We start from the raw sequence: 21,179 nt of genomic DNA on the forward strand, positions 1-21,179 counted from the left end.
ACGTGGTTTCCAAAATTTTCAAGTGGTGTGCTGTGTGAATGAACGCACAGCAACTCATCGCCTTAAATATCCGACGCCTGCGGGTAGCGAAGGCAATATCCCAAGATGATTTAGCGCTTATCGCGGGTATCGAGCGCTCTTATGCCGGACATCTCGAGCGCGGCACCAAAAATCCTACCGTGAAGACACTTGAAAAAATTGCTGTCGCGCTTTCCTGCGAGATCTCAGAGCTGTTCGCTCCCTTGCCATTAGGGACAACCGCGATCGAACCTTTAAGAAGTGGCCGCAAAACCACTGGCACGTAGGTAGAAGGACGAGTTATCGGAATTGAGCTTTCGCCTTTTGCCTAAGTCGACCATAAGCAACAGGGCATCTCTCTTCGACGCAGGATCCTTTTTCGACTCACAAATATGGGACTTCACAACGAGAACCGGCTGGGTATCCATTACCAGTTAGAGGCATCTGGAAAAGCACGGGCTTTTGTGGGGCAGTCCCCGAGAAGAAGGCATCAACGGATGAAAAGCGAGCTGGGTGATGTAGTTCGTAAAAGCGTCAGGGTGAATTCGGTGAATACACTACCGCGATTTAATGGTGGGACTCCCCTGCATAAGTTCGCCGTATGCAGGAAAGAGGCGGCGTCGTTGCTCGACATATCGCCCGCGACATTTGATGAGTGGGTGCGTCGTGGGTGGATGCCTCGAGGCGTCAAGATAGGAGGCTTACGCCGCTGGGACACCGCCGAAGTTCGAGCGTCATGGCTGAATCTCATGGAACAGAACATGGATCTAAAAGAGGACGATGGAGAAAATCCGTTCGACTACGCGGTTGGCTAGCCGCCGCGTTCCGTTCAAATACTGCACCCGAGACGTGGACCGACATGGCAACGAGCGGTTCTATATCCGGCTGCCCGGCATGCCGAAGTACCGGATGACGTCAGCGTACCTGGACTTGAGCGGCAGCATCACGCAGGCGTTCACAGACGAGTATCACCGAGTTCTTGCCGGTGATCGTGGCGAGAAAGTCGTGGCCGTCATTCAGCTGGAACCAGGGTCGGTGCAGTGGCTCATTGAAACATACTACCGTTCCAAAGCCTTCCAGAGCCAAGCACCGGCCACGCAAAAGGACAAAAAGAGCGTTCTCAGCCGCTATTGTGAAAATGTCGGCGAGCTGCCGTTCAAGAAGATCAGGAAGTCCGATATCGAGGCGAGCCAAATGAAGCGCTCGGCGACACCCGGAGCGGCCGACAAACTGATAAAATACTTAAAGGCGTTGTTCAATTGGGCGATCAGCTCTAATCTCGCCACCTTTAATCCCGCTAGTGGCGTATCAAAAATCCATAGTTCAACGGGGTTTCACGCTTGGAGTGAAGCCGAGTTAGAGCGGTTTCGATCAGCATATCCAACTGGTAGTATTGCGCGCTTAGCCATGGAATTGATGGTCAATCTTGGCGTCAGACGTTCCGATCTGGTCAAGCTTGGTTGGAAGAATGTTGTTGAAGGTCGGATCGAGTTTGCACCAGAGAAAGGCGCAGGACGTTTTGCGCAATTTTTGAGCCTACCGGGTGACCGATGAACTTCAGCAAGCCCTGGACGCGATCCTGCACGATCAGCCAACTTTCCTGATTACCGAATACGGAAAGCCGTTCTCATCGAATGGTTTCGGCAACAAGATGCGCCAATGGTGCAACGATATCAGTCTTCCCGATTGCAGCTCTCATGGCCTCAGAAAAGCGTCAGCAACGATCCTCGCGGAGGCCGGCGCAACTGAGCATCAGTTGATGGCAATCTTCGGTTGGTCTGATTCCAAGATGGCGCAGCACTACACCAAAGCTGCGCAGTCGAAGCGGATTATCGATGCGGGTTTCGAGCGTCGCAAAAGCTATGTGGCCCGCAAAAACGTCCCACTTTCATCGAACCGGAATTCTGGTGAGACAAATAGAGGAAAAAATGATGGAAAAACAACATCCGAAAACAAAAATGGTGGGCCCGGAGGGACTCGAACCCCCAACCAAGCGGTTATGAGCCGCCGGCTCTAACCATTGAGCTACAGGCCCTGCCGGAGGTATCCGGTGCACCGCGGGTCAATGGCAGACCGCGGGTGGGACTGGCTCTAGCGGAAAACTGTTTTTCCCACAAGACGTTGCCGCAATCCCTACACAATCAATGATCAATAAGGTGACAGGGACGAAACACAACCGGAGAGAACCCATCCATGACATCCACCTATTTTCCCCGCCGCCTTAAGACCGTCGTTCTGGCCGCCGCTTTCGCGGGTATTGCCAGCGCATCTGCCTTTGCGCAGGACAACACGCCGCGTGAGGCCGTGATCACCGTTTCCGGCGAAGGCCGTTCCAGCATTGCACCGGATCTCGCCATCCTGTCGTTCAGCGTCGTCAAGGATGCCAAGACCGCCAAGGAAGCGCTCGACGCCAACAACAAGGCGATGGCCGATGTGCTGAACGCGCTGAAGACCGGCGGCATTGCCGACCGCGACCTGCAGACCTCCGGTTTCGCCGTCAATCCGCAGTACCAGTATCCCGACAACAGCGACGGCGGCAATCGCCAGCCGGTGCTGACCGGTTATCAGGTCGCCAACTCGCTGACCATCAAGGTGCGCGACCTTGCCAAGCTCGGCGCGGTCATCGACCAGTCGGTGACGCTCGGCGTCAACCAGGGCGGCTCGATCCAGTTTTCCAACGACAAGCCGGAAGCAACCATCACCGAAGCCCGCAAGTCGGCAGTCACGGATGCTATTGCCAAGGCCAAGGTACTGTCGGAAGCTGCCGGCGTTTCGATTGGCCGGATCGTCGAGATTTCAGAAAACTCATCGCGTCCTGAGCCGATGCCGATGATGCGCGCCATGTCAAAAGAATATGCCGGCGATGCCGTGCCGATCGCGACGGGCGAGAACAGCTATAACGTTACCGTCAACGTCACCTTCGCGATCAAGCAATAATAACGCATCGCCAAGCACCGTGGATAATCGAAACCCCGCTCCGGCGGGGTTTTTTTATGGGGCGATTTGGACGATTTTGGACACGGGTTTAACAACCTCGAAAGCCGACCAATCGCTCAAACGAAAACACCCCTCGCGGAGAACCGCGAGGGGTGAAACCTTCCGCCGGCCGGGGGAGACAAGGCGGAAAGAATGGGAATGACGGGCTCTGCCTTAGCGGCCGAGGACCGGGCAACCACGGGCATTGGCGAACACCATGCTGCGATAGTTGCCACGGCGCATGCCTTCGACAACGACGCGGCGGGGCGAGACATCAACGACGCGGGCGCGGCGCATACCAAAATCGCGGGCCTTTTCCTGGGCAAGCCTTGGATCGCAGCGGCCACGGCGCTCACCGCCCCAGCTTGGGCGATGACGGCGGTCGCGATCCCAGTCACGCTCGTCGCCATACCGGTCACGGTCGCGATCGCGATACTGGACATCGACGACGCCGCCGGAATGAATGCCGAAGGTCAGCGTATCGGCGGCGGCCGGTGCGAGCGTGGCACCAAGGCCGGTCAGACCGATCATGCCGGCAAGGGCCAGCTTTGCAAAAATCTGTTTCATGACTGTTTCTCCTTATGGGTCCAAAACATTGAGACGTCCGCCCGCCTGTTGTTCTGGGGCATTGACGAGACCCTAATGCGGCGTGGCTGAACGGAACCCGAATCTGCCGTTCATCCAAGGTTCAGCCGAAGCAAGAACGTGCCGGGATGGCAGGAACAAGGCGGCGGGTGTGCTCAGCGCGCGAGCATCTGCTCAAAAACGCGGATATTGCGATAATGGCTGAGCCGGGTGACAGCGCCGTTTTCGAACTCGAAGACAAAGACGCTCGGGATCGAATAGGACTGGCCGCTGGCCTCGGCAAAACCCGGCATGGTTTCGCGGTAATGACCGCGCGCGGTGACATCGACGGCGACACGCTGGCCGAAGGCATCGTGCATCAGCACCATGTCGGTAAAGCTCTCGTCGAAATGGCGGAAATAGCTCATCACCCCCATGCGCAACGGCCCAGCACCAATGGTGCGCTGGCCGGTCAGGGTATCCAGCGCCACATCCTCGTCGAGGAACGTGCCGATCGTGTCGAAATCCCGTTCGTTCAGCGCCTGCATGAAGCGGCTGGCAATGGTCTGCGCGTCGGTCACTGTTTTGTCCTTTGCCTTGCTGGCCGGTGCGGTTGGTCGCGGCGTAATATGGTTCCTGCGTTTGATTGAAGCGGGTCAGCATTCCTCTGTCATTCCTATCCTCGGACCCGCCGCGAGAGATGTCACGGGAATCAGCCACGCCGCGTCTGCCGTGTGGAAGAGTCTTTCGCTCACAGACGTGAGCGGGCTGGATCCCCGCCACAAGGGCGAGGATGACGGGGGAAATAGAAACCGTTCGATCCCAACCAACCCAATCGAAATTCGAGAACGTCCAAACAACTGTTTTTGTTCCCGTAATTCAAACACCATCATCGCACCTCATCCACCCAGATGCAGCACCACCTCGCGGCGATGCGGGCGGTCGCGGTGTTCGAACAGGTAGAGGCCCTGCCAGGTGCCGAGCAGCAGGTGCCCCTCTCCAACAGGAATACCGATCGAGACCTGCGTCAGCGCCGCCTTGATATGGGCAGGCATGTCGTCCGGGCCTTCGGCGGTGTGGATGACCCAGCCCATCGACGGATCGCTGGACGGTGGCACAAGCCGTTTGAAGAACTGGTCGAGATCGCGCCGGACATCCGGATCGGCGTTTTCCTGGATCAGCAGCGAGCAGGACGTGTGGCGCACGAACACGGTCAAGAGCCCCTCCTCCACACCGGCAGTGCGGACGAAGGCCTGCGCCTCGTTTGTAAACTCGTAGAGACCGGCGCCGCGCGTCGGCAGGCTGATGATCGTCTGGGGCACCAAAATCCTTTCAGGCGGCCGGCCTGATCGCTCGCCGCGCTACAATTCCAGAAAACTCTTGAAGCCGCCATAGATCATCCGCTTGCCATCGAACGGCATGGTCAAATTGTCCATGCTAAGGCGCGGATCGGCCATGACCTTCTTGTTGATCTCATCCCGCTCCTCGCGCGAGGGATAAGTGATCCAGGAAAAGATCACCACCTCGTCATCGGTGGCCTGGACTGCACGGGGAAAGGATGTGAGCTCGCCATAGGGCACATCATCGCCGATGCACTCGACATAGGACAGCGCGCCATATTCCTTCCAGACCTTGCCGGCGGTGCGCGCCAGATCCTTGTAGGCTTCAAGGCTGTCCTTCGGGACAGCTACGATAAATCCATCGACATAGGGCATGTCAGTCTCCTCCTTGAGATGCGCCTCTTTCATCGATCCGGGCAAGATTCCCCTCCAGGGAGGCCTGCAGCGTCTCGAGCAACTCCCGCGTCACCGTGCTGGAACGTGTGGCAGCGGGCGTTTCGTCTTGCTCCTCGATATAGATGGAAACTGGCCATTGCTCGTCAAGGGCAAGCAGGCTGCGAACCGCTTGGGGTGGCCGAACGCGGCCGAAATAACTTCCCGGCACAGGATCCAGTGCAGGTCAAATTCGCAGAACCAGACATCGTCGGCACCGGCGATGCACATCGGCAGCAGCGCATCGACATCGACAAGGCCACGAAAGACGCTTGGAATTTCGCGCAGCTTCAGTTTGCCGGCGCATTCCTCCTGGCGGCCGCAGTGGCGAACCCGGCAGAAGGAGGGAATATCCATCCTCTTTGCAGCAGCACGGTACAGCGCCTCGAACAGTTCGGGACGGAGCGGCAAGTCTTCAGGTCCGCAGATCGGCGTCATATGTTTCTCCTTTTCCAGGATAGAGGTGCAGGGATAACGGGGGCAGACGATGGACACGGATTTCCGTCACGCGGCGGCTTTTTCGCCCGTGGCTTGAAACATCTGCAGGTTCGCCGGGCTCTTGCCTGGCGGAATTGGCCGAGGCACATCGGGTGCCGCAGTAGATAGTAGTAGGTGACACACGATGTGCCCCGCTTCAGTGTCTTTTGCCGCGCTTCTCAGGTTCTTCTGCGCCTCTCCCTTGTGAGGAGAAGCCTCCAATGCCCCAGCCCGGCCGCTTATCCGCCAGGCCTTCCAATGTGGCGGGGTTCGTGTAACCCGCAAGTTCATATGGCAGTGACGGGATTATCCGGGATTTAGCGGTATTTGGTGGGAGAAGCCCTATTCCAAAAGGGTTTGACCGAGGAAATTACGCGGCGAGAAAAATTCGGCGCGCAAGTTCAAATGGCAGGAGAACAATTGTCGGAGACTAACCCCCTGACCATGGGCACGCTGACTACAGGCCTGTTTCAGTAGCTCCAACGATCGGCCTATACATTATGTAGTGGTTCTGCGGCCCGCCAGCTTGCGGACAAAACCAGCTGCGGAAAGCGATGACGTTTCCGGCCTTCACATCTCTCCAGGAGCGGGATTCTGTCGTGCAGTTTGTGAGATTGTCATATTCCGATGTGTCTTCATCGGCCTTGCCGTATTGATCCCCTAACAGGGCACCCACATGAGCGGCAGTCGCCCGGTCGTCCATATACATCACGACCCCCGAAAGCTGATCTTCTCTGAAAAGAAAACTAACGGAAAACTTCGTATTAACAGCACTGTAGGTCGTCTTGGCCAACGCCTGACCATATCCGTATGAAAGGTCTTCCTGTTCCTTCGGTGAGGTGGCAAGAATATTTTGTCCTGGCGTCAACATAACTTCTTTTTGGGGCGCTCCCCAGCGGGTGTATTGCCAATCGGCCGCCGCCGGAAGCGCTGTTGCGGCAGAGAGCGCGAGAGAAACAGCGCACACCTTCATCTTCTGCATATGTTCCTCACATTGTTCGACCGAACCACATAACGCGGCCGGCAACAGTAATTTGATCAACCTCACCGGCTGTTACCTCTTCAGGCGCGTAGCGCGGGTTATCGCTGATAAGTTGAACGGTGCCGTTCATCCGCGCGTGAATGCGCTTCACCAGCACCATGCTACCGTAGATCAAGACGTAAATAGCGTTATCTTTGAAGTGGTTAATTGAAGTATCGATTAAGAGCGCGTCGCCATCGTGGATCGTCTCCATCATACTATCGCCCTTGGCCGTTAGTATCCTGGCGAACTCGGCACGGATGTTGCGCGCTCGCAGCCAATCCGTCTGGAAGGCTAGGAAATCTAACGCATTTTCCTCGTAAACGATCACGCCATTGCCCGCGGAGGCGCTTACGTCGAGCCTAGGGATGAGGGTGTAGCCATCAGGATCGTCCTTCCCGATTTGATGGAGCGGGCGGTGCTCGAGCGGGCTCAAGCCGGTTCCCCTATCAAGGCGCATCGGTCCCCTATCCCCGACAAGCCACTCGAAATTTACGCCTGCAGCATCGGAGAGAAGCAGAGCCACATCAGCAGTGGGAAAGCGGCCTTTGAAATAGTTTCTCATCGTCGCTTCTGGGATTTCGCACCTTTTCGCGAACGCATTTACTGATTCGTCTCCTATTGCGATTTTTAGACGTTCAGAGAACCGATCTCCACCGTTTGGCATTTCTTTTCCCTAAGTCTGACCTGCGGTCAGAGTCAGAAATGGCGCCCATGCCGATCAGTAAGCCTATGATATCGCACAAATAAATAGAAAACGTCCAATTGTGCGAGGCAGTGCTAAGTCTGACCGTGCAAAACCACGAACGAGCGTTGATATCCTCGCGGTTTTGTGCGACATTAGTTGCAACAAGAGTTTGAACACTTACCCCCGAAAAAAGAGGCCTTTGCACAGGCCTCAAATGCAGGAGCAGTCATGAAAGAGGCCAACAAGTGGGACCGGGCCGGGATCCTCGCGGAAGTGCGCCGGCAGGGAAAAACCCTGACTGGCATTGCACGCGACAACGACCTTTATAGCAGCGCATGCCGCCAAGGCATCATCGGTGCAAGCCGCCGAGGCGCTGAAGCAATTGCTAAAGCGATCGGCGTCCCTTTCCGCGAACTCTTCCCGGACAGCTACTCACAAGGCCGTCACGACGAGGGAAAGACTAGCAGCAACAAGAGTTGCAACACCAGTGCAAAAGCGCCCGCCATTTCTGACGGTTCGCGCAGTGCCGCCTGACGGTTCCGTCTGAACGGCCGAGCTTTCCTGACAGCCCTTCAATTCCCCAACTTCCGAGAGCCGAATGCAGCCTGAACTTATCCCCGCTATCAACATCCCCATCGCGCTCGTCGATGTGCCGGCCGACCACAGAAAGGTCCACCCAGACGCGGCGCAAGCTCTTGCAGAGAACACAGCCCTTCATGGGCAGCGTCAGCCGATCGAGGTCATCGAGACGGCCGGTCGCTATCGCCTCGTCTTCGGAGCGACCCGCCTCGCGGCTGCAGGAATCAACAATTGGACGGCCCTCCCGGCTATCGTCAAACAGCCGGAGGACTTCAAGAACGAAGCCGGTATCCGGCTTGTCACGATTGCCGAGAATTTTTACCACCGATCGCTCACCGCACTCGATCGCAGCGTCGATATCGCCGACTGGTGTGCCATCAAGAAGGCCACTCAGCCGCAGGTAAAACCGGGCCCCAAGCCAGCGAGACTTGGCACTGCCGAATTAAGTGCCAACTTGGCACTCAATTCTGCTGACACCGAACTGGCTGACACCGGCGAGGCTTTCGCTGTCAGTTTTTCCGAGGCGGCGCAGAATGCACTTGGCCTTTCAAGGCGCAGCGTTTTCCGTGCCCTGAAAATTGCAAGCCTTGCGGCAGAACTTCGCGATCGCATCGCACTGCATGCCATCGCCGACAATCAGCAGGAACTGCTGAGCCTCGCGGGTGAGCCGTTTGATCGCCAAGCGAAGATCGTCGATCTCATTCTTGCTGGAGAAGTAGGGTCGGTTGCGCAGGCGCTTGATGCGCTGGCGGAGCGTCCGATCGCTGTTGTCCGCGCCCCATGGGAGAAGGTGTCCGACCGCTTCACCCGCCTGAAGCCTACCGAGCAGGACAGCTTTTTTCAGCTGCATGAGGCCGCAGTCCTTCGCTGGACGGCTGAGCGGAAGCGCAAATGACCAAGCGCCGCGACCCACTCACGAAAGACCTGTTCGCTTGGCAGCCGCCTCCGGTGGCGATTGGCTATGGCGACGACGTCACGGGTCGCGGCAACCTCGACAGCCGTATCGCACGGCTGGTTGGAAGAGCACTTCGTGATGCCAAGGATGACGGTGTCGGCCGGGCCGATATTGCCGACCGGATCAGCCGCCATATCGGCCGGAACGTCTCGGCTGGCATGGTCGACAAGTGGGCCTCTGAGGCCAGCGACGAACACCGCATTCCGCTCGATGCCTTCATCGGTCTGGTCCACGCGACCAACGCGAAAGAGCTGCTTGGCTTCGTGCCGGGTCTCTTCGGCTTGACGGTCATCGAGGACGAATACGCCGAGCTAATCGAAGAGCGGCTGATCGAAGATCACATCGAAGAAATGCAGGCCCGCAGGCAGCTGCTCGCGGCCAAACGAAAGGGAAAACGCTGAAATGAAAGTCGTTGCCGTAGACAAGACGCTCGTCGCGTTTCTGATCGATCCGCCAGCCCAAGCGCTTCCCGCTGTCCAGGAGGCTTGGGATCACGCCGCCGATGCTCGCTTCGGTCTTAGCTGGATCGAAAAGAAGCTGACGGCCGAACTCAGGAAAGTTCACCTTAAAGCTCCCTCCCGGAGCGCTCTCAATCACTGGGTTGGAGCCATCCAGGCGAACCTCATCACCCGGCCGAAAGCGGGGGATCAGGCTCCCATGCTCCCCGCCAAGGAAGAGCCAACCGCTTCCGTCTCGACGGTGGTCTGCGGACAGGCGGACGTGATTGGAAGCGACGCACCGGAAGAGCTTCTGAACCCTTATTTGCCCTCAGTGAAGGGGAAAGAAGAACGCGCAGCGCGCAAGCGCGAGATCGCAGATCCAGCTTATCTCCCGCTGACGACGGCCGACCACTCGGCGTTCACGGCTCCCGTCAAAAAGCTTTTCCTGAGGCCCGAAGATACGCTTCGCGAGATTGCCGATCGTTTGATCCATGAGGAGGAACAGGCGCTTCAACAGAATGTTCGCGAACAAGCGAGACGCAATGTCACCAGCCGTTTGCGGGCCGTCCTCGAACAACTGGAAGCGTACGATGCTTGATAATTCGTTCGCCCTCGGAGCGGCTCTTTACGGACTATGGATCGCTGGGATCGTGCTCGCGCTTTACCTTATGCTGACGGAACGTCCGGCCGCAAACAAGGTTACGCTCGCCGTGATTTCCGCGCCGACTGGCTTTGCCTTCGTGACTGTCCTTGTCCTGATCGCCCAACTTGCTGGCGCTCAATGAACCTCGGTTTCAACCATTCCCTTTTTCCTCGCCCGCGTCTGCCAGCGCTGGGTTGGCAGGGAAAGCGCGTCTGCCGGTCCTCCCAAGGGGCAGGCGCGCACAATTTCTTTGGAGTTGCCGCATGAAGGAATGGATGACAGCCCGCGAGATCGCCACTCAGGCGCTTCCCGGCTTGCCAACGACCGAAAGCGCGGTCGTCCGTTGGGCAAAGCGCGAAAACTGGTCCGAAAACCCGGCCTATGCGCGCCGACGTGACGCGATCGGCGGCGGCTTTGAATATCATTTCAACCTTTTGCCGACCCTCGCACAGGTCGATTATGTGCAGCGTCATATGGTCACCGGCCGCTTGCCTGAAGCGGAAGCTGTGCCAGCCGTTGCCATATCCAGCGACCTCAGCGACCGCGCCCGCAGCGAGCGGGATGCCCGCCTTGCCATCGTCGCAGCCTTCGAAAAGTTCGCACAGGGCCAGCGCATGGCTGTCCAGGCCGCGATGTTCATCTTTTGCGACCGCTACAATCTTGGCGGATTTTTTCAGGTGGAAGAATGGGTCAAAAAGCTCTTGCCGAAGATTTCGCAGCGTTCGGTTTTCCGTTGGCGCACGGCCAAGAGCAATGGTGCAAATGATGCACTTGCTGTTGATCGCAGCACATGCCGCAAGGGCTCTGGCCTCCTGGAGACTGCCGCAGACGGCCGGGTCAAATCCTTCATTCTGGCATGGGTGGCCGCAAACCCGGCTCTTTCTGCAGAGACGATCAAGGGCTATGTCGAAGATGAGTTCGGGGCCGAACTTGTTGACCGCCAGGGCGTGCTTAAACCGTTGCCGTCTGACCGCACTTTCCAACTGTTTTTGAAGACGCTTAAACAGACCGAAAAAGTGGTTCTGACAAAGATCACAAACCCCGACAAATACCGCTCGACCATGAAACTCTCCGGGACCGGTGCCTATCGCCACGTCACAGAGGCCAACGGTTTGTGGATGATCGACGCATCGCCGGTGGACGCGCTTTGCATCGACGGCCGGCATTCACTCTACGCCTGCATTGATATTGCCACCCGTCGTCTGGTGATTACGCTCTCCAAGACACCGCGCGCCTCGGCCGTTGGCCTCATGATGCGCAAGGCGATGCTGAAATGGGGCGTTGCCCGTATCGTCAAGACCGACAACGGCTCCGATTTCGTTGCCGTCGAAACGAAGCGCCTTTTCAGTGCAGTCGATATCGAAGTCGATATTTCTGACGCCTACAGCCCCGAACAAAAAGGGCATGTTGAGCGCGTCATCAAGACCTTCCAGCATGAAGTTTGCCCGCAATTGCCCGGTTATGTCGGACACAATGTCGCCGATCGCAAGGCGATCGAAGACCGTAAGTCGTTTGCCGCCCGGTTAGGTCAAACGGAAAATGAAACGTTCTCGGTCTCGCTGACGGCAGAGCAGCTGCAGCGCCATATCGATGACTGGCTGGAACACGTCTACCACCACCGCAAGCACGGCGGTCTCAAGAACGGTCTGACGCCACAGCAAGCCGCAGATGCGTCTAACGAAGTCATCCGCCGTATCGACGAGCGCGCATTGGACGTCCTGCTCATGCCGGTAGCCAGAAGGAATGGCATATGCCGGATGACCAAGCAGGGCATCAAACTCAACAACTTCAAATACCTCACCGGTTCGATCCTTGCGGGTACTGATGTCTTTGTTCGGCTCGACCCGCTCGATATGGGCAAGATCCATCTCTTTGCCGTCGATGATGGGCGGTATTTGGACGTGGCGATCTGCGCAGAGCTTTCCGAGATCAACCGTCCGGCCTTCGTCAAGGCGAAGAAGGAAGAATACAACCGCATGGTTGGCGAGCGGGCCCGCGAAATCAATGCGGACGTGCGCAAGCTCCTGAAGGGGCCTTCCGGCATCGAGCGGACCATCCGTCTGGCGAAACGCAAGTCGGCCGAGCGCGAAGCCGCTGCCGCCAATGTCATCCAGTTGCCGCGCCGCGAAGAGAACCATTCCACCCCACAGATTGCCGCCGCACTGGACGCAGCGACCGCTCCGGTAGTGCATGCAGCCGCCAAACAGTCGGCGGCAATCGTGGAACTGCAGGCGGCGATTGAGCGCGATCTCGCGCCGCCTGCAGCTTCCGGAAACATGACGCCGATCCGTAGCGCTCCGACCGCCGCACAGCGGTTCCAGACAGCCCGCGAGATCGAAGAGCGGATCGCGGCCGGGCATACGCCCGCAACCGAAGAAGCGCTCTGGCTCGGATCGTACCGGGCAAGCGCTGAGTACAAAACCCAGAAGACCATGTGGGAAGACTTCGGCGATCAGGCGCCGGGACTGCGTACCTGAAAATGAAATACCCGCCGGTTGCAGCCGACGGGCAGGAACTTTCAATAACGAGGACTAAAAATGAATCTACAAGTGCAGAATGTCAATCCCGGCTTTGGTTCGGTCGCCCCCCTGAAGAATGTGGCCGAATGCCTCTCCGTCGCCCAGCAGATCATCCACCGCCCGGCGGGCGTCGATGGCCTCGGTCTCTTCTATGGCCGCTCCGGCTACGGCAAGAGCAAGGCCAGCACGTACGTCCAGAACAAATTGAATGCGGTCTATCTTGAGGTCTTCGACTACTGGACCCGCAAAACATTCATCGAAAGCCTGCTCGAAGAACTGAACGTCGATAAGCCGAAAGGCACGATCGCCAGCATGATGAAGATGGCCCTGCGCCTTCTCCAGGATGATCCTAACCGGCTGATCATTATCGACGAGGCAGACAAACTCATCGATAAAAACATGATCGAACTGGTGCGCGATATCTACAAAGGCGCACGTGTGCCGATCCTGCTGGTCGGCGAAGAAAGACTGCCGGAAAAGCTTGCGGCCTACGAGCGGTGTGAAAACCGGGTCACCGCCTACGGAATGGCAAACTCTTCCGATCTCTCCGACGCCCAAGCGCTTGCCCGCATCTATCACCGCAATCTGAAGATTGAAGACGACTTGCTCTTGCATGTCATCGACAAGACCAAGGGTGTGGCCTCCCGCATCGTGACGACGCTTGCAGCCATCGCCGAGTTTGCCAAGACACGCCAGATCAGCGCGATCAGCCTTAGCCAGTACGAGGGTACCTACTTCACCGGCCAAGCGCCGCGCCGGGGGCGCTGATCATGGGTATGATTCAGAGACTTTCCGTCGAAGGCAACAAACCCTTGCGTGGTGGCGCTGACTTCTTCTGGGCCACGATCATTGCAAAGACCACGCCCGAACAGCCGCTCTTCAGCTACAGCGACGTGGACGGAGCCTGCTCGCCTGGACACGAGCGCAATCTGAAAGAGTTTCTTCGTCGCCTCGTAACGGCCGGTTACGTGTCGGTCGCCAACGAACGCGATTGGCTGAAGGGCCGGTCGTACCGGGTCGAAAAGCGTCAGCGCGACACCCCGACGCTTGCCGGCAAGGGTGGGCAAGGCAAGCAGGGACTGGCGCAACAGCAGATGTGGAACGTCATGCGGCGTCAGCCGACCGGCTTCACCGTCGCCAGTCTCGCGATCGACGCCAGCACCGACGAAGTCGTGGTCAGCCCGAGCGGTGCCAAGGAATATTGCCGTCGCCTCGCGAACGCCGGTCTACTGGCAATCCTTCAGGCTGGAAAGAACGGTACCGGCGCGAATGTGTTTGTCCTTCGCGGCTCTGCCAATACCGGACCACGCGCGCCGAAACGCTACCGTGCCGATCTGATCTACGATCCGAACAGCGAGAAGATCGTTGGCGACCTCTTGGTTGAGGAGCGCAACCAATGAACCGTGGCCCTCAGATCGGCCGCTCGGCCGGCGATCACCTGACAAAGGCAAGCATCGCCTGGGGCAATCCGCCGGAATGGATCGTCGCGCTGGCGGAAGCCTGCGGCCGCTCCAGTCAGTCGGCCGTTGCCAAGCAGCTCGACTATTCGCCGGCCACCATCAGTCAGGTGCTCTCAAACAACTATCGCGGCGACCTCGGCCGCATCGAAGAAATGGTGCGCGGCGCGCTCCTGGCGGAAACGATCATCTGCCCGGCGCTTGGCGAGCTCGCCCGCAATAGCTGCCTGGACTGGCAGGGAAAGCCCTACGCGGCAACGTCGTCGCACCGGGTCCAGATGTACCGCGCATGCCGTTCGAACTGCCCGCACAGCCGGATTTCCGGCACCCAAACCCAAGGAGAAGACGCATGACCAGCAAGCTCGACTATCTGTCCGACCATCTGAAAGTCACGCGCCGGAAACTCTCCGACGCCCGCCATGGCGGCATCGTCCTGACCGGTGACGAACTGGAAGAATTCATTGGCGAGTTCGACCGCTTCATTTCTCTGTCGATTACCCTCGAAAACGAGGTTTCCAAGACATGGTGGAACCAGCGTGCTGCCGCCGATCGGCGTGCCGTCGCTGACCTTCACAATATCGTCGTCGCCCAGGCGGTTGGCGCTCCCGACAGCAACATCGTCGCTTTCCCGACGCGGCCGATCATTGGCGGCGCTGCCTGAACACCCTTCAAAGCCTCTTCAAAGGACTTATGCACATGACAGTAGCTATTTTCGCAGAGCAGCCATCCAGCCCGCGTGTCGCCACGATCGACGGCGCTCGTTACATCGAGGACGTGCGTGGCCGGTTCCTACCGGAAGCGCTTTATAACGCCCAAGGCGTAACGCCCACTTCCGCCGGCACAATGTTCTTCAATGGCCGGGAAGGCATGCTCGATGCACGCGGCGGCTTCACGCCGCTCAGCCTGATCAAGGCAGCTCACAAACTCGAAGACGAAACCGTTCGCAAGTGCATCGCCTATGCGCTCGATCTCAATGCGCAGATCAGCCGGTTTCTCGCTTACACAATGTTCGACCTTGGCAGCTTCGATGCGCTGCTAGCGCAGGAATACAAGGTGACCAAGGGCGGCGCGAAAGGCAATCGCACCTATCAGACCTTTGACGGCCTCATGAAAGTCCAGGTGCAGGTTTCCGATTTGATCGACTTCGGGCCGGAACTGCAGATCGCCAAGAGCCTGATCGACGAATGCCTGGTGGAATGGTCTGCCGACAGCCGGCCGGAAATCCAGACGATCGTCCAGCGCGCGTTCAACACAGATAAGGAAGGCCAGATCAATCGCGGTGAGATTTTCACCCTGCTTCGTTACGAGATCGAGGATGAGAGGTGGCAGCGTGCCATGGAGGCGATCCGGGGCGCGATGCGCGTCATCGGCTCGAAGGAATACGTCCGCTTCTATCACCGCCAGGATGTGAAGGCCCGTTGGGTAGCCATCACAATCGATCTGGCGAAGGCGTGAGGGCGAAGCGATGCTAAAGAGATATCTGGTAAATTTTTGCCAACCTGCGAAGGCCCTCAACAACTTCGCTAAGGCAACTGATCAGTGCGGCGGTCACCGCGGGAGTGAGTTTTGCGTTGAGCTCGGCAGACGTGGCATGGCTCTGCGGCCGCTTTCTAACGATGCCGCCCGACTTCCTTCGCTTTGCGTCGTTTCTCAGATCGTTGAAGTACTCAAATACCTGCCCAGTTCGAAAAATAACATCCGAATTGCTAGCTGTGAGCATGTCAATCGCAAGTCGCAGACGGCCGTCGAAGAGTTCGGCTGCTTCGGCAAAAGGTGGTCGTCGCAAAATGTGATCAATTACTTGGCATTGACGGCCGAGCGGAGTGCTGGTTTCGTAAATTTTCTCCATAAACTCAGCGCTCGACTCGTGGTCCAGCGGCAGAGGTGGCAGGCCCCTCGATTGCAACCATTGCAACTTAAGGAGCGTAGTAGCAAGCTCATCGAGTTGCGGGTAAAGCAACCGCTCGACCTTCAAGGTGGTAGCCCACTGAATGAGCCGGCGACTATCTTCGTGGCGGATATCTGCTTTGTCGTCCGTTATTCGCATCTGTCGTACGGTCAGAAAAGCAGCTGCAACAGCAATGACACCGGTGATGAGCGTCTGAAAGTTATAGGCGAAGTTCCACCACGGATCTCCGCCAACGCGATCCTTAAAGGCCGCCGGCTCCCCAAAAACAACGGGAAAAATTATCGCGGCCGACAAGGCGACAACCGCTGCAACGCCAAACGCTCCCGTGTTGATTTTCGACATTACCTGATTCCCCTCGCTGCCGAGTTTGATGGTGGCACAGGGTTTCAATTGGCGGCAAGCGCGAAAGGAGCGGCATGATGAATAACCTAACTCGTCTCATCAACCTTATCGACGAAAAGATCGCCAACGCCGGTGACAGGCAGACCATGACCTCGGCACAGACCCGTCATGCGGGTCACGCAATCTTGCGGGAACTAGCCGCCAGCGAGGGTGCCAGCTTTCAAGATAGCGGCAGTGACTATTCGCTGCGCCTGGCCGGTGTCCGCAGCACCTGCACGCACGGCCATTTCGGCCTCCTCGGGAACTGGAAGGCTTCGGCCCGTCGCCAGATCAGTCAGTCAGAGCAGACGCCAGAGGAGATGGGCCTTTGATGGAAGTGTTCAAACTCCGCCTGAAAAAGGTCGTCAGTCTGTCGAATTGCCCAGTCTGCGGAAAGGATGTCCTGCGGGTGATTGCTCCCGGTCGTTATGCCCGCGCCTATTTCGACTGCGGCAGTGTGTTTGCCACACCGGATTGCCAAGAGATCGTGGCCGAGATCGCCTGCCCGAACCCGACCGCTGTAGCTGCCAAGGCGCTGAATGACGAGGTTTCCGCCGAACTGGCGAAGCTGAAGACAGGAGTGGCCGTTTGATGGGCGCTTCACAGCCAGTCCTCGGCTATCGATCGAAAACCGAAGCCGTCATCGCCTTGCGGCGTCAGAAACTGACGACGCGACAGATAGCCATCAAGCTCGGCATCGAGCCCAAGAACGTGACCGCACTCGAAGGGTCGGCGTTGCGGTCTGAGCGTGCGGAAAAGCATGGCATCATCACCCACTCTGTTTTTCCGCTCGACGTTCGGCAGCGGCTCCGGCCGCACGCGATGAAAAGAGCGACGACTGTCGATCGGCTGATTGGCGATCTGATCGCGGCGATCGCAGAGGGCAACCTCGTAGATGCCGTTCTCGACGACGGAGGTGAATAATGGACGCCGCCGTTTCCCACGTGAAGCCGTCGTACAGCGAGGGGTATGCGCTCTGCATGCCTTGCGGCAGGTTGCTCGGAAAGACGTTCCGCGACAAGCCGGCCGACGCGATCGCCGCCATGTTCGATGATCCTGCAACCCGCGAAGAGTGGTGGCATGTCGCCCAGGCCCACGGCTGGACCCTTCGATACGTCTTTTCCCAAGTCTGGATCCCCAAGTTTTTCCGCTCTGAACCGGAGACCGAAACAGCATGAGACATTTTCGTGATGCCCGCGCGATCGAGGAATTCCTCATCGAGCAGATGAGTGCCCAAGGATATCTCACCCAGGAGGTCGGCGGAGACCTGGTCGTCCGCGTCATCAACATCACGGATGACGGCCGAAAAGTCCCCGACCGCATCAACCTTTCGCAGATCGCGCGTGAACTGGAGAAGAAGCTGTCATGAGCAACGCAATCGCAGCCATCAATATAGCCAAGAACCAGCTCGGCATGGATGATGACACCTATCGGGCCAAGCTGATCAACATCACTGGTGAATCGTCCCTCCGGAAAATGACCGAGCCGCAGCTTCAGTCGGTTGTTGAGGTTTTCCGCAAGGAAGGATTTCAGCATCGGCCCAAGGCGACGGACGGTCGGCGGGAGCTGGCGGGCCCGTTCCTCGGAAAACTCCGCGCCATGTGGATTGCCGGGTATAACCTCGGTGTGTTCGTCGATCGGAATGACAGCGCCATGCTGGCCTTCGTCAAGCGTCAGGCCAAGGTCGATGACACGCGCTTCTTGTTCAAGATCAAAGATGCCCGTGCAGCTATCGAAGGCCTGAAGGCATGGCTCGGCCGCGAGGGCGGCGTTGATTGGAGCGATGCTTCAATCATGCCCGACTACGCCCGCGCTGATGGCTTCAAGATCGCCTGGGCGCAATGGCTGAAACTCGGCGGCAATGCACATGCCAACAGCGTCCACGAGTTCCACACGGCCGTGGTCGGCATCGCCGGCGTCTCCGTCCAGGACTGCAAGCCGAAGGACTGGCAGAGCGTCTCGAAATCGCTCGGCTTCAAGGTTCGCGCTGCGGCCAAACGGAAGGCGCTTTAGATGGCACGCCGGAAGAGAACACACAAAACGTGGAAACTGGCGCTCGATAGTCAGGTGCTCGAAAAGCTGGCAGCGCAGCTGATGTCTCCGGTGATGACCGCATTGGTCACGTCGGAACATCGGCTCTGCAAGACATCCGGGATCTGGCGAAAGGCCAACGGCACACTGACCTGCCGCTTTGCCTTTCGCACCAAGTTGGGAAACTCGATCGTCGAAACACTCCGCAACGTTCCCGATCCACGCACAGGGAGCGCTGCCTCTGATGGCTGACCACGAGCCTATTCCCGATCGCGCATGGTTCACGCCACTCCTCAACCGCATCGCTGATGTGGCTGGGGAGCGCGCGGCGTTGCTGCTTGGTCGGGAAAAGGCTGGTCAGCAAATTTACGTTCCAGGCACGGTGAAACCCGGCCACTGGCTTGTCGAGCTGGTTGGCGAGGAAGCCGCCAGCGCCATGGCGGAGGTATTCGGGGACAAGCTGGTCCTGATACCGCAGGCTTTATCAGGTGAAAAGCGCCGACGCGCTAACACCATTGCCGAATTGGTCGACAAGGGTTATTCAATCGGGAAGATCGTGCAGTTGACCGGTCTGTCTCGCTCGACCGTTGCACAGCACGTCCAGCGCCATCGCGCCAAACAAGACGATCCCCAAGGCAAGCTGTTTTAATCCTTGCCGTAGCGTTTTCGATACGGGGACTTTCCGCACGCACTCACCCAAAACTTGACCTGCAGGAACGCCGCTTCGGTGTTCGTCGGGGGTCGGTTTATGGAATTTGATCAATGGTTGATCGCGCGATTGAAGGCGTTCGGCTTCTATTCCGCTGCCAGTGACGGTGCTCACGGCCGTGCCGTTATCGATGGTTTGAAGCAGTTTCAAAAAGCCAACGAGCTAAAGGTGACCGGAACCGCGAACAGCGAGACGGTCTATGCGCTGCGTAAAGACCCAAAGGCGGAAATCATCATCTATCAGCCGGTCCCGAAAGGCTCTATCGCGCCAGTCTGGTTGCGTGAGGCAAAGCGGCTTAAAGGCCTGATGGAAATTCCGGGTCCGAAATCGAACCCTGTCATAATGGGCTGGGCAAAGAAGCTCGGCGGCTGGGTCGCCAAATTTTACACCAACGATGATATTCCGTGGTGCGGCCTGTTTCAGGCGCATCTGTTCGGCGCGACACTGCCCTCCGAGATCCTGCCGTCAAATCCGCTTTCAGCGCTCGCCTGGAGCAAGTTCGGTATTGCGCTCACCACGCCATCGCTAGGTGCGCTGATGACCTTCACTCGCCCTGGCGGCGGTCATGTCGGCGAGTACCTGGGCGAGGATGCCACCCATTTTCACATCATCGGCGGCAACCAAGCGAACAGCGTCAGCATCACACGCGTCGAAAAGAAGCGGCTGGTCGCCACCCGTTGGCCGGCCACGGCCGAGCCGCCGATCGGCGGCCGCATCACCCTGACGGCCGGCGGTGTGCTGGTCTCCGCAAACGAGAAGTGAGGTTGCCATGAAACAGTTGTTGCTCGACGCCCTTGCACCGGCGGTGCAGGAAATCGCCATCGTTTTGATCGTCGCCCTCGTCGGCGCCATCACTGAGCTCGTCCGCCGCTACACCGGGATATCAATCGAGGCCAAGCACCGTGAAGCTTTGCAGTCGGCGCTCCAGAATGGTGCCCGCCTGCTGATCGCCACGGCTTTCGACAGAGACCATGCGATTGACTACGTCATAGCCTCGGTACCTGACGCACTGAAGGCACTGAAGGTCGATCAGACTGATCGCGACCGGATTGGCACGTTGCTTCAGCCACACGTCCTCAGTCAGAAGCTCGCCGCCAGACCTGCAGTCCAAATCATTTCTTCGCCAGGTGCTGGCGGCGGCGGCGGTGCGAAACCTGTGATGCGCTGATGGACCTGTCGAACTCTGCCTTTGATCTCGCTTCCTTGCGAGAGGAACAGGAGCGCGCGGCGGCCATCGAGCTTGCCCGTGCCAATCTCAAAAAGCCGGGATCGGACATCTGCATTGCGTGCGGAGATCCGATTCCGGAAAAGCGCCGGAAAGCCGCATCTTTCGCTGTTCGGTGCGTTGAATGCCAGACAATCCAGGAACAGGAAAAATACCAGCGATGACGCCTGCCGAGATCTCACAATACTTCGCGATTGCCCTGGCTGCGTTGGCGCTGCTCGGACATGCCAAAGGTTATTTCTCCTCCAGTGAGAAGGAGGTCGATGCCCGCCTCGATCGGCACGGAGAAGACCTGAAGGCTCACGATCGGCGCATTCAAACTATCGAGAACGAAATGAAACACTTGCCCGATCGGGATTCCCAGCATCGCATCGAGCTCAACATGGAAAAGATCAACGGTCGCCTCGATACCCTCAATGAGACCCTGAAGCCCATCAAAGCCAATGGCGAGATGTTGAACCAATTGTTGATCGAACAGGCTAAGGAACAAGCGAAGACATGAGTAACCTTGGGATCGACTGGGTCAGGATCAGGAAAGAACGCGCGCGCCTCGTCATTCTGAAGGCACTTGCGGAACAGTTGAACGGCACCCTTGAGAGCAGCATGCTCGAAGAAATCCTGCCGATGTTCGCCATTCGCGAAGATCGCATCTGGATACACGAGCAGATGGATTATCTTGAAAAGCGGGAAGCCGTTACTCTCGTCAGCGCTGGCACCGTCAAGGTTGCCACATTGACCAAACGCGGCCGTCGGCACCTTCAGCGCGATATCGCCATCGACGGTGTGTTGCGTCCTTCTGAGCCGGGTGAGTGACC

At 58.0% G+C, this 21,179-nt stretch carries 35 protein-coding genes, 1 tRNA gene and 1 pseudogene; 28 read left to right on the plus strand and 9 right to left on the minus strand.

All coding sequences use genetic code 11. From position 1 onward, the window contains the following. Window positions 1–38 precede the first annotated feature (38 nt). From ACQY8Q_RS26350 to ACQY8Q_RS26360, 3 genes and pseudogenes are all read left to right on the plus strand, one after another. Window positions 39–305: a helix-turn-helix domain-containing protein gene (locus tag ACQY8Q_RS26350; protein ID WP_428429478.1), complete on the plus strand. Its 267-nt coding sequence runs from the start codon at window positions 39–41 to the stop codon at window positions 303–305. Window positions 306–798: 493 nt separating this feature from the next. After that, the gene (locus tag ACQY8Q_RS26355; RefSeq protein WP_428429480.1) at window positions 799–1,572 is read left to right on the plus strand and encodes a site-specific integrase; all 774 of its coding nucleotides are present in this window, start codon (window positions 799–801) and stop codon (window positions 1,570–1,572) included. After that, window positions 1,562–1,777: pseudogene (locus ACQY8Q_RS26360) on the plus strand (integrase); the annotation flags it as partial. The gene ACQY8Q_RS26355 and the pseudogene ACQY8Q_RS26360, both read left to right, overlap by 11 nt. Before the next feature lie 200 nt (window positions 1,778–1,977). Here the strand turns inward: ACQY8Q_RS26360 and ACQY8Q_RS26365 are convergent. After that, a tRNA-Ile gene (locus ACQY8Q_RS26365) sits at window positions 1,978–2,053 on the minus strand. Between the two features lie 158 nt (window positions 2,054–2,211). Here ACQY8Q_RS26365 and ACQY8Q_RS26370 point away from each other — a divergent pair. Then, the gene (locus ACQY8Q_RS26370; RefSeq protein WP_428429481.1) at window positions 2,212–2,955 is read left to right on the plus strand and encodes an SIMPL domain-containing protein; all 744 of its coding nucleotides are present in this window, start codon (window positions 2,212–2,214) and stop codon (window positions 2,953–2,955) included. Window positions 2,956–3,168: 213 nt separating this feature from the next. On the opposite strand, the gene ACQY8Q_RS26375 is transcribed toward ACQY8Q_RS26370, so the two are convergent. The 7 genes from ACQY8Q_RS26375 to ACQY8Q_RS26405 all read right to left on the minus strand — a co-directional run bounded on the left by ACQY8Q_RS26375 (window position 3,169) and on the right by ACQY8Q_RS26405 (window position 7,495). Next, a complete protein-coding gene (locus tag ACQY8Q_RS26375) occupies window positions 3,169–3,561 on the minus strand; it encodes a hypothetical protein (protein WP_428429483.1) in 393 nt (130 codons plus the stop codon). Between the two features lie 173 nt (window positions 3,562–3,734). Then, the gene (locus ACQY8Q_RS26380; protein WP_428429484.1) at window positions 3,735–4,139 is read right to left on the minus strand and encodes a nuclear transport factor 2 family protein; all 405 of its coding nucleotides are present in this window, start codon (window positions 4,137–4,139) and stop codon (window positions 3,735–3,737) included. A 318-nt stretch (window positions 4,140–4,457) separates the two neighbouring features. Beyond that, entirely contained in the window at window positions 4,458–4,880 is a 423-nt protein-coding gene (locus ACQY8Q_RS26385) for a secondary thiamine-phosphate synthase enzyme YjbQ (RefSeq protein WP_428429485.1), read from the minus strand. A 39-nt stretch (window positions 4,881–4,919) separates the two neighbouring features. Then, window positions 4,920–5,273: a DUF1428 domain-containing protein gene (locus tag ACQY8Q_RS26390; protein WP_428429486.1), complete on the minus strand. Its 354-nt coding sequence runs from the start codon at window positions 5,271–5,273 to the stop codon at window positions 4,920–4,922. A gap of 90 nt (window positions 5,274–5,363) precedes the next feature. Then, window positions 5,364–5,768 carry a hypothetical protein gene (locus tag ACQY8Q_RS26395; protein WP_428429488.1) on the minus strand — a complete coding sequence of 135 codons (405 nt, stop codon included), beginning with the start codon at window positions 5,766–5,768 and terminating at the stop codon, window positions 5,364–5,366. 496 nt (window positions 5,769–6,264) lie between these two features. Beyond that, complete coding sequence (locus ACQY8Q_RS26400; protein ID WP_428429489.1) at window positions 6,265–6,789, minus strand: hypothetical protein; 525 nt, start codon at window positions 6,787–6,789, stop codon at window positions 6,265–6,267. A gap of 7 nt (window positions 6,790–6,796) precedes the next feature. Beyond that, window positions 6,797–7,495, minus strand: a complete 699-nt coding sequence (locus ACQY8Q_RS26405; RefSeq protein ID WP_428429490.1) for a LexA family transcriptional regulator — start codon at window positions 7,493–7,495, stop codon at window positions 6,797–6,799. Window positions 7,496–7,744: 249 nt separating this feature from the next. Here ACQY8Q_RS26405 and ACQY8Q_RS26410 point away from each other — a divergent pair, with 249 nt between their 5' ends. The 11 genes from ACQY8Q_RS26410 to ACQY8Q_RS26460 all read left to right on the plus strand — a co-directional run bounded on the left by ACQY8Q_RS26410 (window position 7,745) and on the right by ACQY8Q_RS26460 (window position 15,564). After that, window positions 7,745–8,050 carry a helix-turn-helix domain-containing protein gene (locus tag ACQY8Q_RS26410; protein ID WP_428429491.1) on the plus strand — a complete coding sequence of 102 codons (306 nt, stop codon included), beginning with the start codon at window positions 7,745–7,747 and terminating at the stop codon, window positions 8,048–8,050. A gap of 64 nt (window positions 8,051–8,114) precedes the next feature. After that, a complete protein-coding gene (locus ACQY8Q_RS26415; RefSeq protein ID WP_428429493.1) occupies window positions 8,115–8,990 on the plus strand; it encodes a ParB/RepB/Spo0J family partition protein in 876 nt (291 codons plus the stop codon). Continuing rightward, window positions 8,987–9,451, plus strand: coding sequence for a hypothetical protein (locus ACQY8Q_RS26420; RefSeq protein ID WP_428429494.1), 465 nt, complete (start codon window positions 8,987–8,989; stop codon window positions 9,449–9,451). The genes ACQY8Q_RS26415 and ACQY8Q_RS26420 overlap by 4 nt, the downstream gene beginning before the upstream one ends. A gap of 1 nt (window position 9,452) precedes the next feature. Then, the gene (locus ACQY8Q_RS26425) at window positions 9,453–10,088 is read left to right on the plus strand and encodes a hypothetical protein (RefSeq protein WP_428429496.1); all 636 of its coding nucleotides are present in this window, start codon (window positions 9,453–9,455) and stop codon (window positions 10,086–10,088) included. Beyond that, window positions 10,081–10,275, plus strand: a complete 195-nt coding sequence (locus ACQY8Q_RS26430; protein WP_428429498.1) for a hypothetical protein — start codon at window positions 10,081–10,083, stop codon at window positions 10,273–10,275. The genes ACQY8Q_RS26425 and ACQY8Q_RS26430 overlap by 8 nt, the downstream gene beginning before the upstream one ends. A gap of 121 nt (window positions 10,276–10,396) precedes the next feature. Continuing rightward, window positions 10,397–12,610: a DDE-type integrase/transposase/recombinase gene (locus ACQY8Q_RS26435; protein WP_428429499.1), complete on the plus strand. Its 2,214-nt coding sequence runs from the start codon at window positions 10,397–10,399 to the stop codon at window positions 12,608–12,610. Between the two features lie 60 nt (window positions 12,611–12,670). After that, on the plus strand, window positions 12,671–13,420 hold the full coding sequence (locus tag ACQY8Q_RS26440; protein WP_428429500.1) for an AAA family ATPase: 750 nt from the start codon (window positions 12,671–12,673) through the stop codon (window positions 13,418–13,420). A gap of 2 nt (window positions 13,421–13,422) precedes the next feature. Continuing rightward, entirely contained in the window at window positions 13,423–14,052 is a 630-nt protein-coding gene (locus ACQY8Q_RS26445; RefSeq protein WP_428429501.1) for a hypothetical protein, read from the plus strand. Then, window positions 14,049–14,462 carry a transcriptional regulator gene (locus ACQY8Q_RS26450; protein WP_428429503.1) on the plus strand — a complete coding sequence of 138 codons (414 nt, stop codon included), beginning with the start codon at window positions 14,049–14,051 and terminating at the stop codon, window positions 14,460–14,462. The genes ACQY8Q_RS26445 and ACQY8Q_RS26450 overlap by 4 nt, the downstream gene beginning before the upstream one ends. Further along, window positions 14,459–14,770, plus strand: a complete 312-nt coding sequence (locus tag ACQY8Q_RS26455; protein ID WP_428429504.1) for a hypothetical protein — start codon at window positions 14,459–14,461, stop codon at window positions 14,768–14,770. The genes ACQY8Q_RS26450 and ACQY8Q_RS26455 overlap by 4 nt, the downstream gene beginning before the upstream one ends. Window positions 14,771–14,952: 182 nt before the next feature. After that, window positions 14,953–15,564, plus strand: a complete 612-nt coding sequence (locus ACQY8Q_RS26460; protein ID WP_428429886.1) for a DUF3164 family protein — start codon at window positions 14,953–14,955, stop codon at window positions 15,562–15,564. Window positions 15,565–15,577: 13 nt separating this feature from the next. Here the strand turns inward: ACQY8Q_RS26460 and ACQY8Q_RS26465 are convergent, their stop codons facing one another. After that, entirely contained in the window at window positions 15,578–16,360 is a 783-nt protein-coding gene (locus ACQY8Q_RS26465) for a hypothetical protein (protein ID WP_428429505.1), read from the minus strand. A gap of 77 nt (window positions 16,361–16,437) precedes the next feature. Here ACQY8Q_RS26465 and ACQY8Q_RS26470 point away from each other — a divergent pair, with 77 nt between their 5' ends. The 13 genes from ACQY8Q_RS26470 (at window position 16,438) to ACQY8Q_RS26530 (ending at window position 21,177) form a co-directional block, all read left to right on the plus strand. Then, window positions 16,438–16,731 carry a hypothetical protein gene (locus ACQY8Q_RS26470; protein WP_428429507.1) on the plus strand — a complete coding sequence of 98 codons (294 nt, stop codon included), beginning with the start codon at window positions 16,438–16,440 and terminating at the stop codon, window positions 16,729–16,731. Beyond that, window positions 16,731–16,991 carry a hypothetical protein gene (locus ACQY8Q_RS26475; RefSeq protein ID WP_428429508.1) on the plus strand — a complete coding sequence of 87 codons (261 nt, stop codon included), beginning with the start codon at window positions 16,731–16,733 and terminating at the stop codon, window positions 16,989–16,991. Before ACQY8Q_RS26470 ends, ACQY8Q_RS26475 begins: the two co-directional genes overlap by 1 nt. After that, window positions 16,991–17,323 (plus strand): hypothetical protein, encoded by a 333-nt coding sequence (locus tag ACQY8Q_RS26480; RefSeq protein WP_428429510.1) that lies wholly within the window; start codon window positions 16,991–16,993, stop codon window positions 17,321–17,323. The genes ACQY8Q_RS26475 and ACQY8Q_RS26480 overlap by 1 nt, the downstream gene beginning before the upstream one ends. Further along, window positions 17,323–17,577, plus strand: a complete 255-nt coding sequence (locus ACQY8Q_RS26485) for a hypothetical protein (protein WP_428429511.1) — start codon at window positions 17,323–17,325, stop codon at window positions 17,575–17,577. Before ACQY8Q_RS26480 ends, ACQY8Q_RS26485 begins: the two co-directional genes overlap by 1 nt. Further along, complete coding sequence (locus ACQY8Q_RS26490) at window positions 17,574–17,768, plus strand: hypothetical protein (protein WP_428429512.1); 195 nt, start codon at window positions 17,574–17,576, stop codon at window positions 17,766–17,768. The genes ACQY8Q_RS26485 and ACQY8Q_RS26490 overlap by 4 nt, the downstream gene beginning before the upstream one ends. Continuing rightward, window positions 17,765–18,412, plus strand: a complete 648-nt coding sequence (locus tag ACQY8Q_RS26495; RefSeq protein ID WP_428429514.1) for a phage protein GemA/Gp16 family protein — start codon at window positions 17,765–17,767, stop codon at window positions 18,410–18,412. Before ACQY8Q_RS26490 ends, ACQY8Q_RS26495 begins: the two co-directional genes overlap by 4 nt. Continuing rightward, window positions 18,413–18,682, plus strand: a complete 270-nt coding sequence (locus ACQY8Q_RS26500) for a hypothetical protein (protein ID WP_428429515.1) — start codon at window positions 18,413–18,415, stop codon at window positions 18,680–18,682. It begins immediately after the preceding gene. After that, entirely contained in the window at window positions 18,675–19,079 is a 405-nt protein-coding gene (locus ACQY8Q_RS26505; protein ID WP_428429516.1) for a helix-turn-helix domain-containing protein, read from the plus strand. Before ACQY8Q_RS26500 ends, ACQY8Q_RS26505 begins: the two co-directional genes overlap by 8 nt. Window positions 19,080–19,178: 99 nt before the next feature. After that, window positions 19,179–19,901, plus strand: coding sequence for a TIGR02594 family protein (locus tag ACQY8Q_RS26510; RefSeq protein WP_428429518.1), 723 nt, complete (start codon window positions 19,179–19,181; stop codon window positions 19,899–19,901). A gap of 7 nt (window positions 19,902–19,908) precedes the next feature. Then, complete coding sequence (locus tag ACQY8Q_RS26515; protein ID WP_428429519.1) at window positions 19,909–20,307, plus strand: hypothetical protein; 399 nt, start codon at window positions 19,909–19,911, stop codon at window positions 20,305–20,307. Further along, entirely contained in the window at window positions 20,307–20,528 is a 222-nt protein-coding gene (locus ACQY8Q_RS26520; protein ID WP_428429520.1) for a TraR/DksA C4-type zinc finger protein, read from the plus strand. Before ACQY8Q_RS26515 ends, ACQY8Q_RS26520 begins: the two co-directional genes overlap by 1 nt. Beyond that, window positions 20,489–20,866 (plus strand): DUF2730 family protein, encoded by a 378-nt coding sequence (locus ACQY8Q_RS26525; protein WP_428429521.1) that lies wholly within the window; start codon window positions 20,489–20,491, stop codon window positions 20,864–20,866. Before ACQY8Q_RS26520 ends, ACQY8Q_RS26525 begins: the two co-directional genes overlap by 40 nt. Beyond that, the gene (locus ACQY8Q_RS26530) at window positions 20,863–21,177 is read left to right on the plus strand and encodes a hypothetical protein (protein WP_428429522.1); all 315 of its coding nucleotides are present in this window, start codon (window positions 20,863–20,865) and stop codon (window positions 21,175–21,177) included. The genes ACQY8Q_RS26525 and ACQY8Q_RS26530 overlap by 4 nt, the downstream gene beginning before the upstream one ends. Window positions 21,178–21,179 lie beyond the last annotated feature (2 nt).

The organism is Pararhizobium sp., from assembly GCF_965279435.1.
Lineage (GTDB): Bacteria > Pseudomonadota > Alphaproteobacteria > Rhizobiales > Rhizobiaceae > Pararhizobium.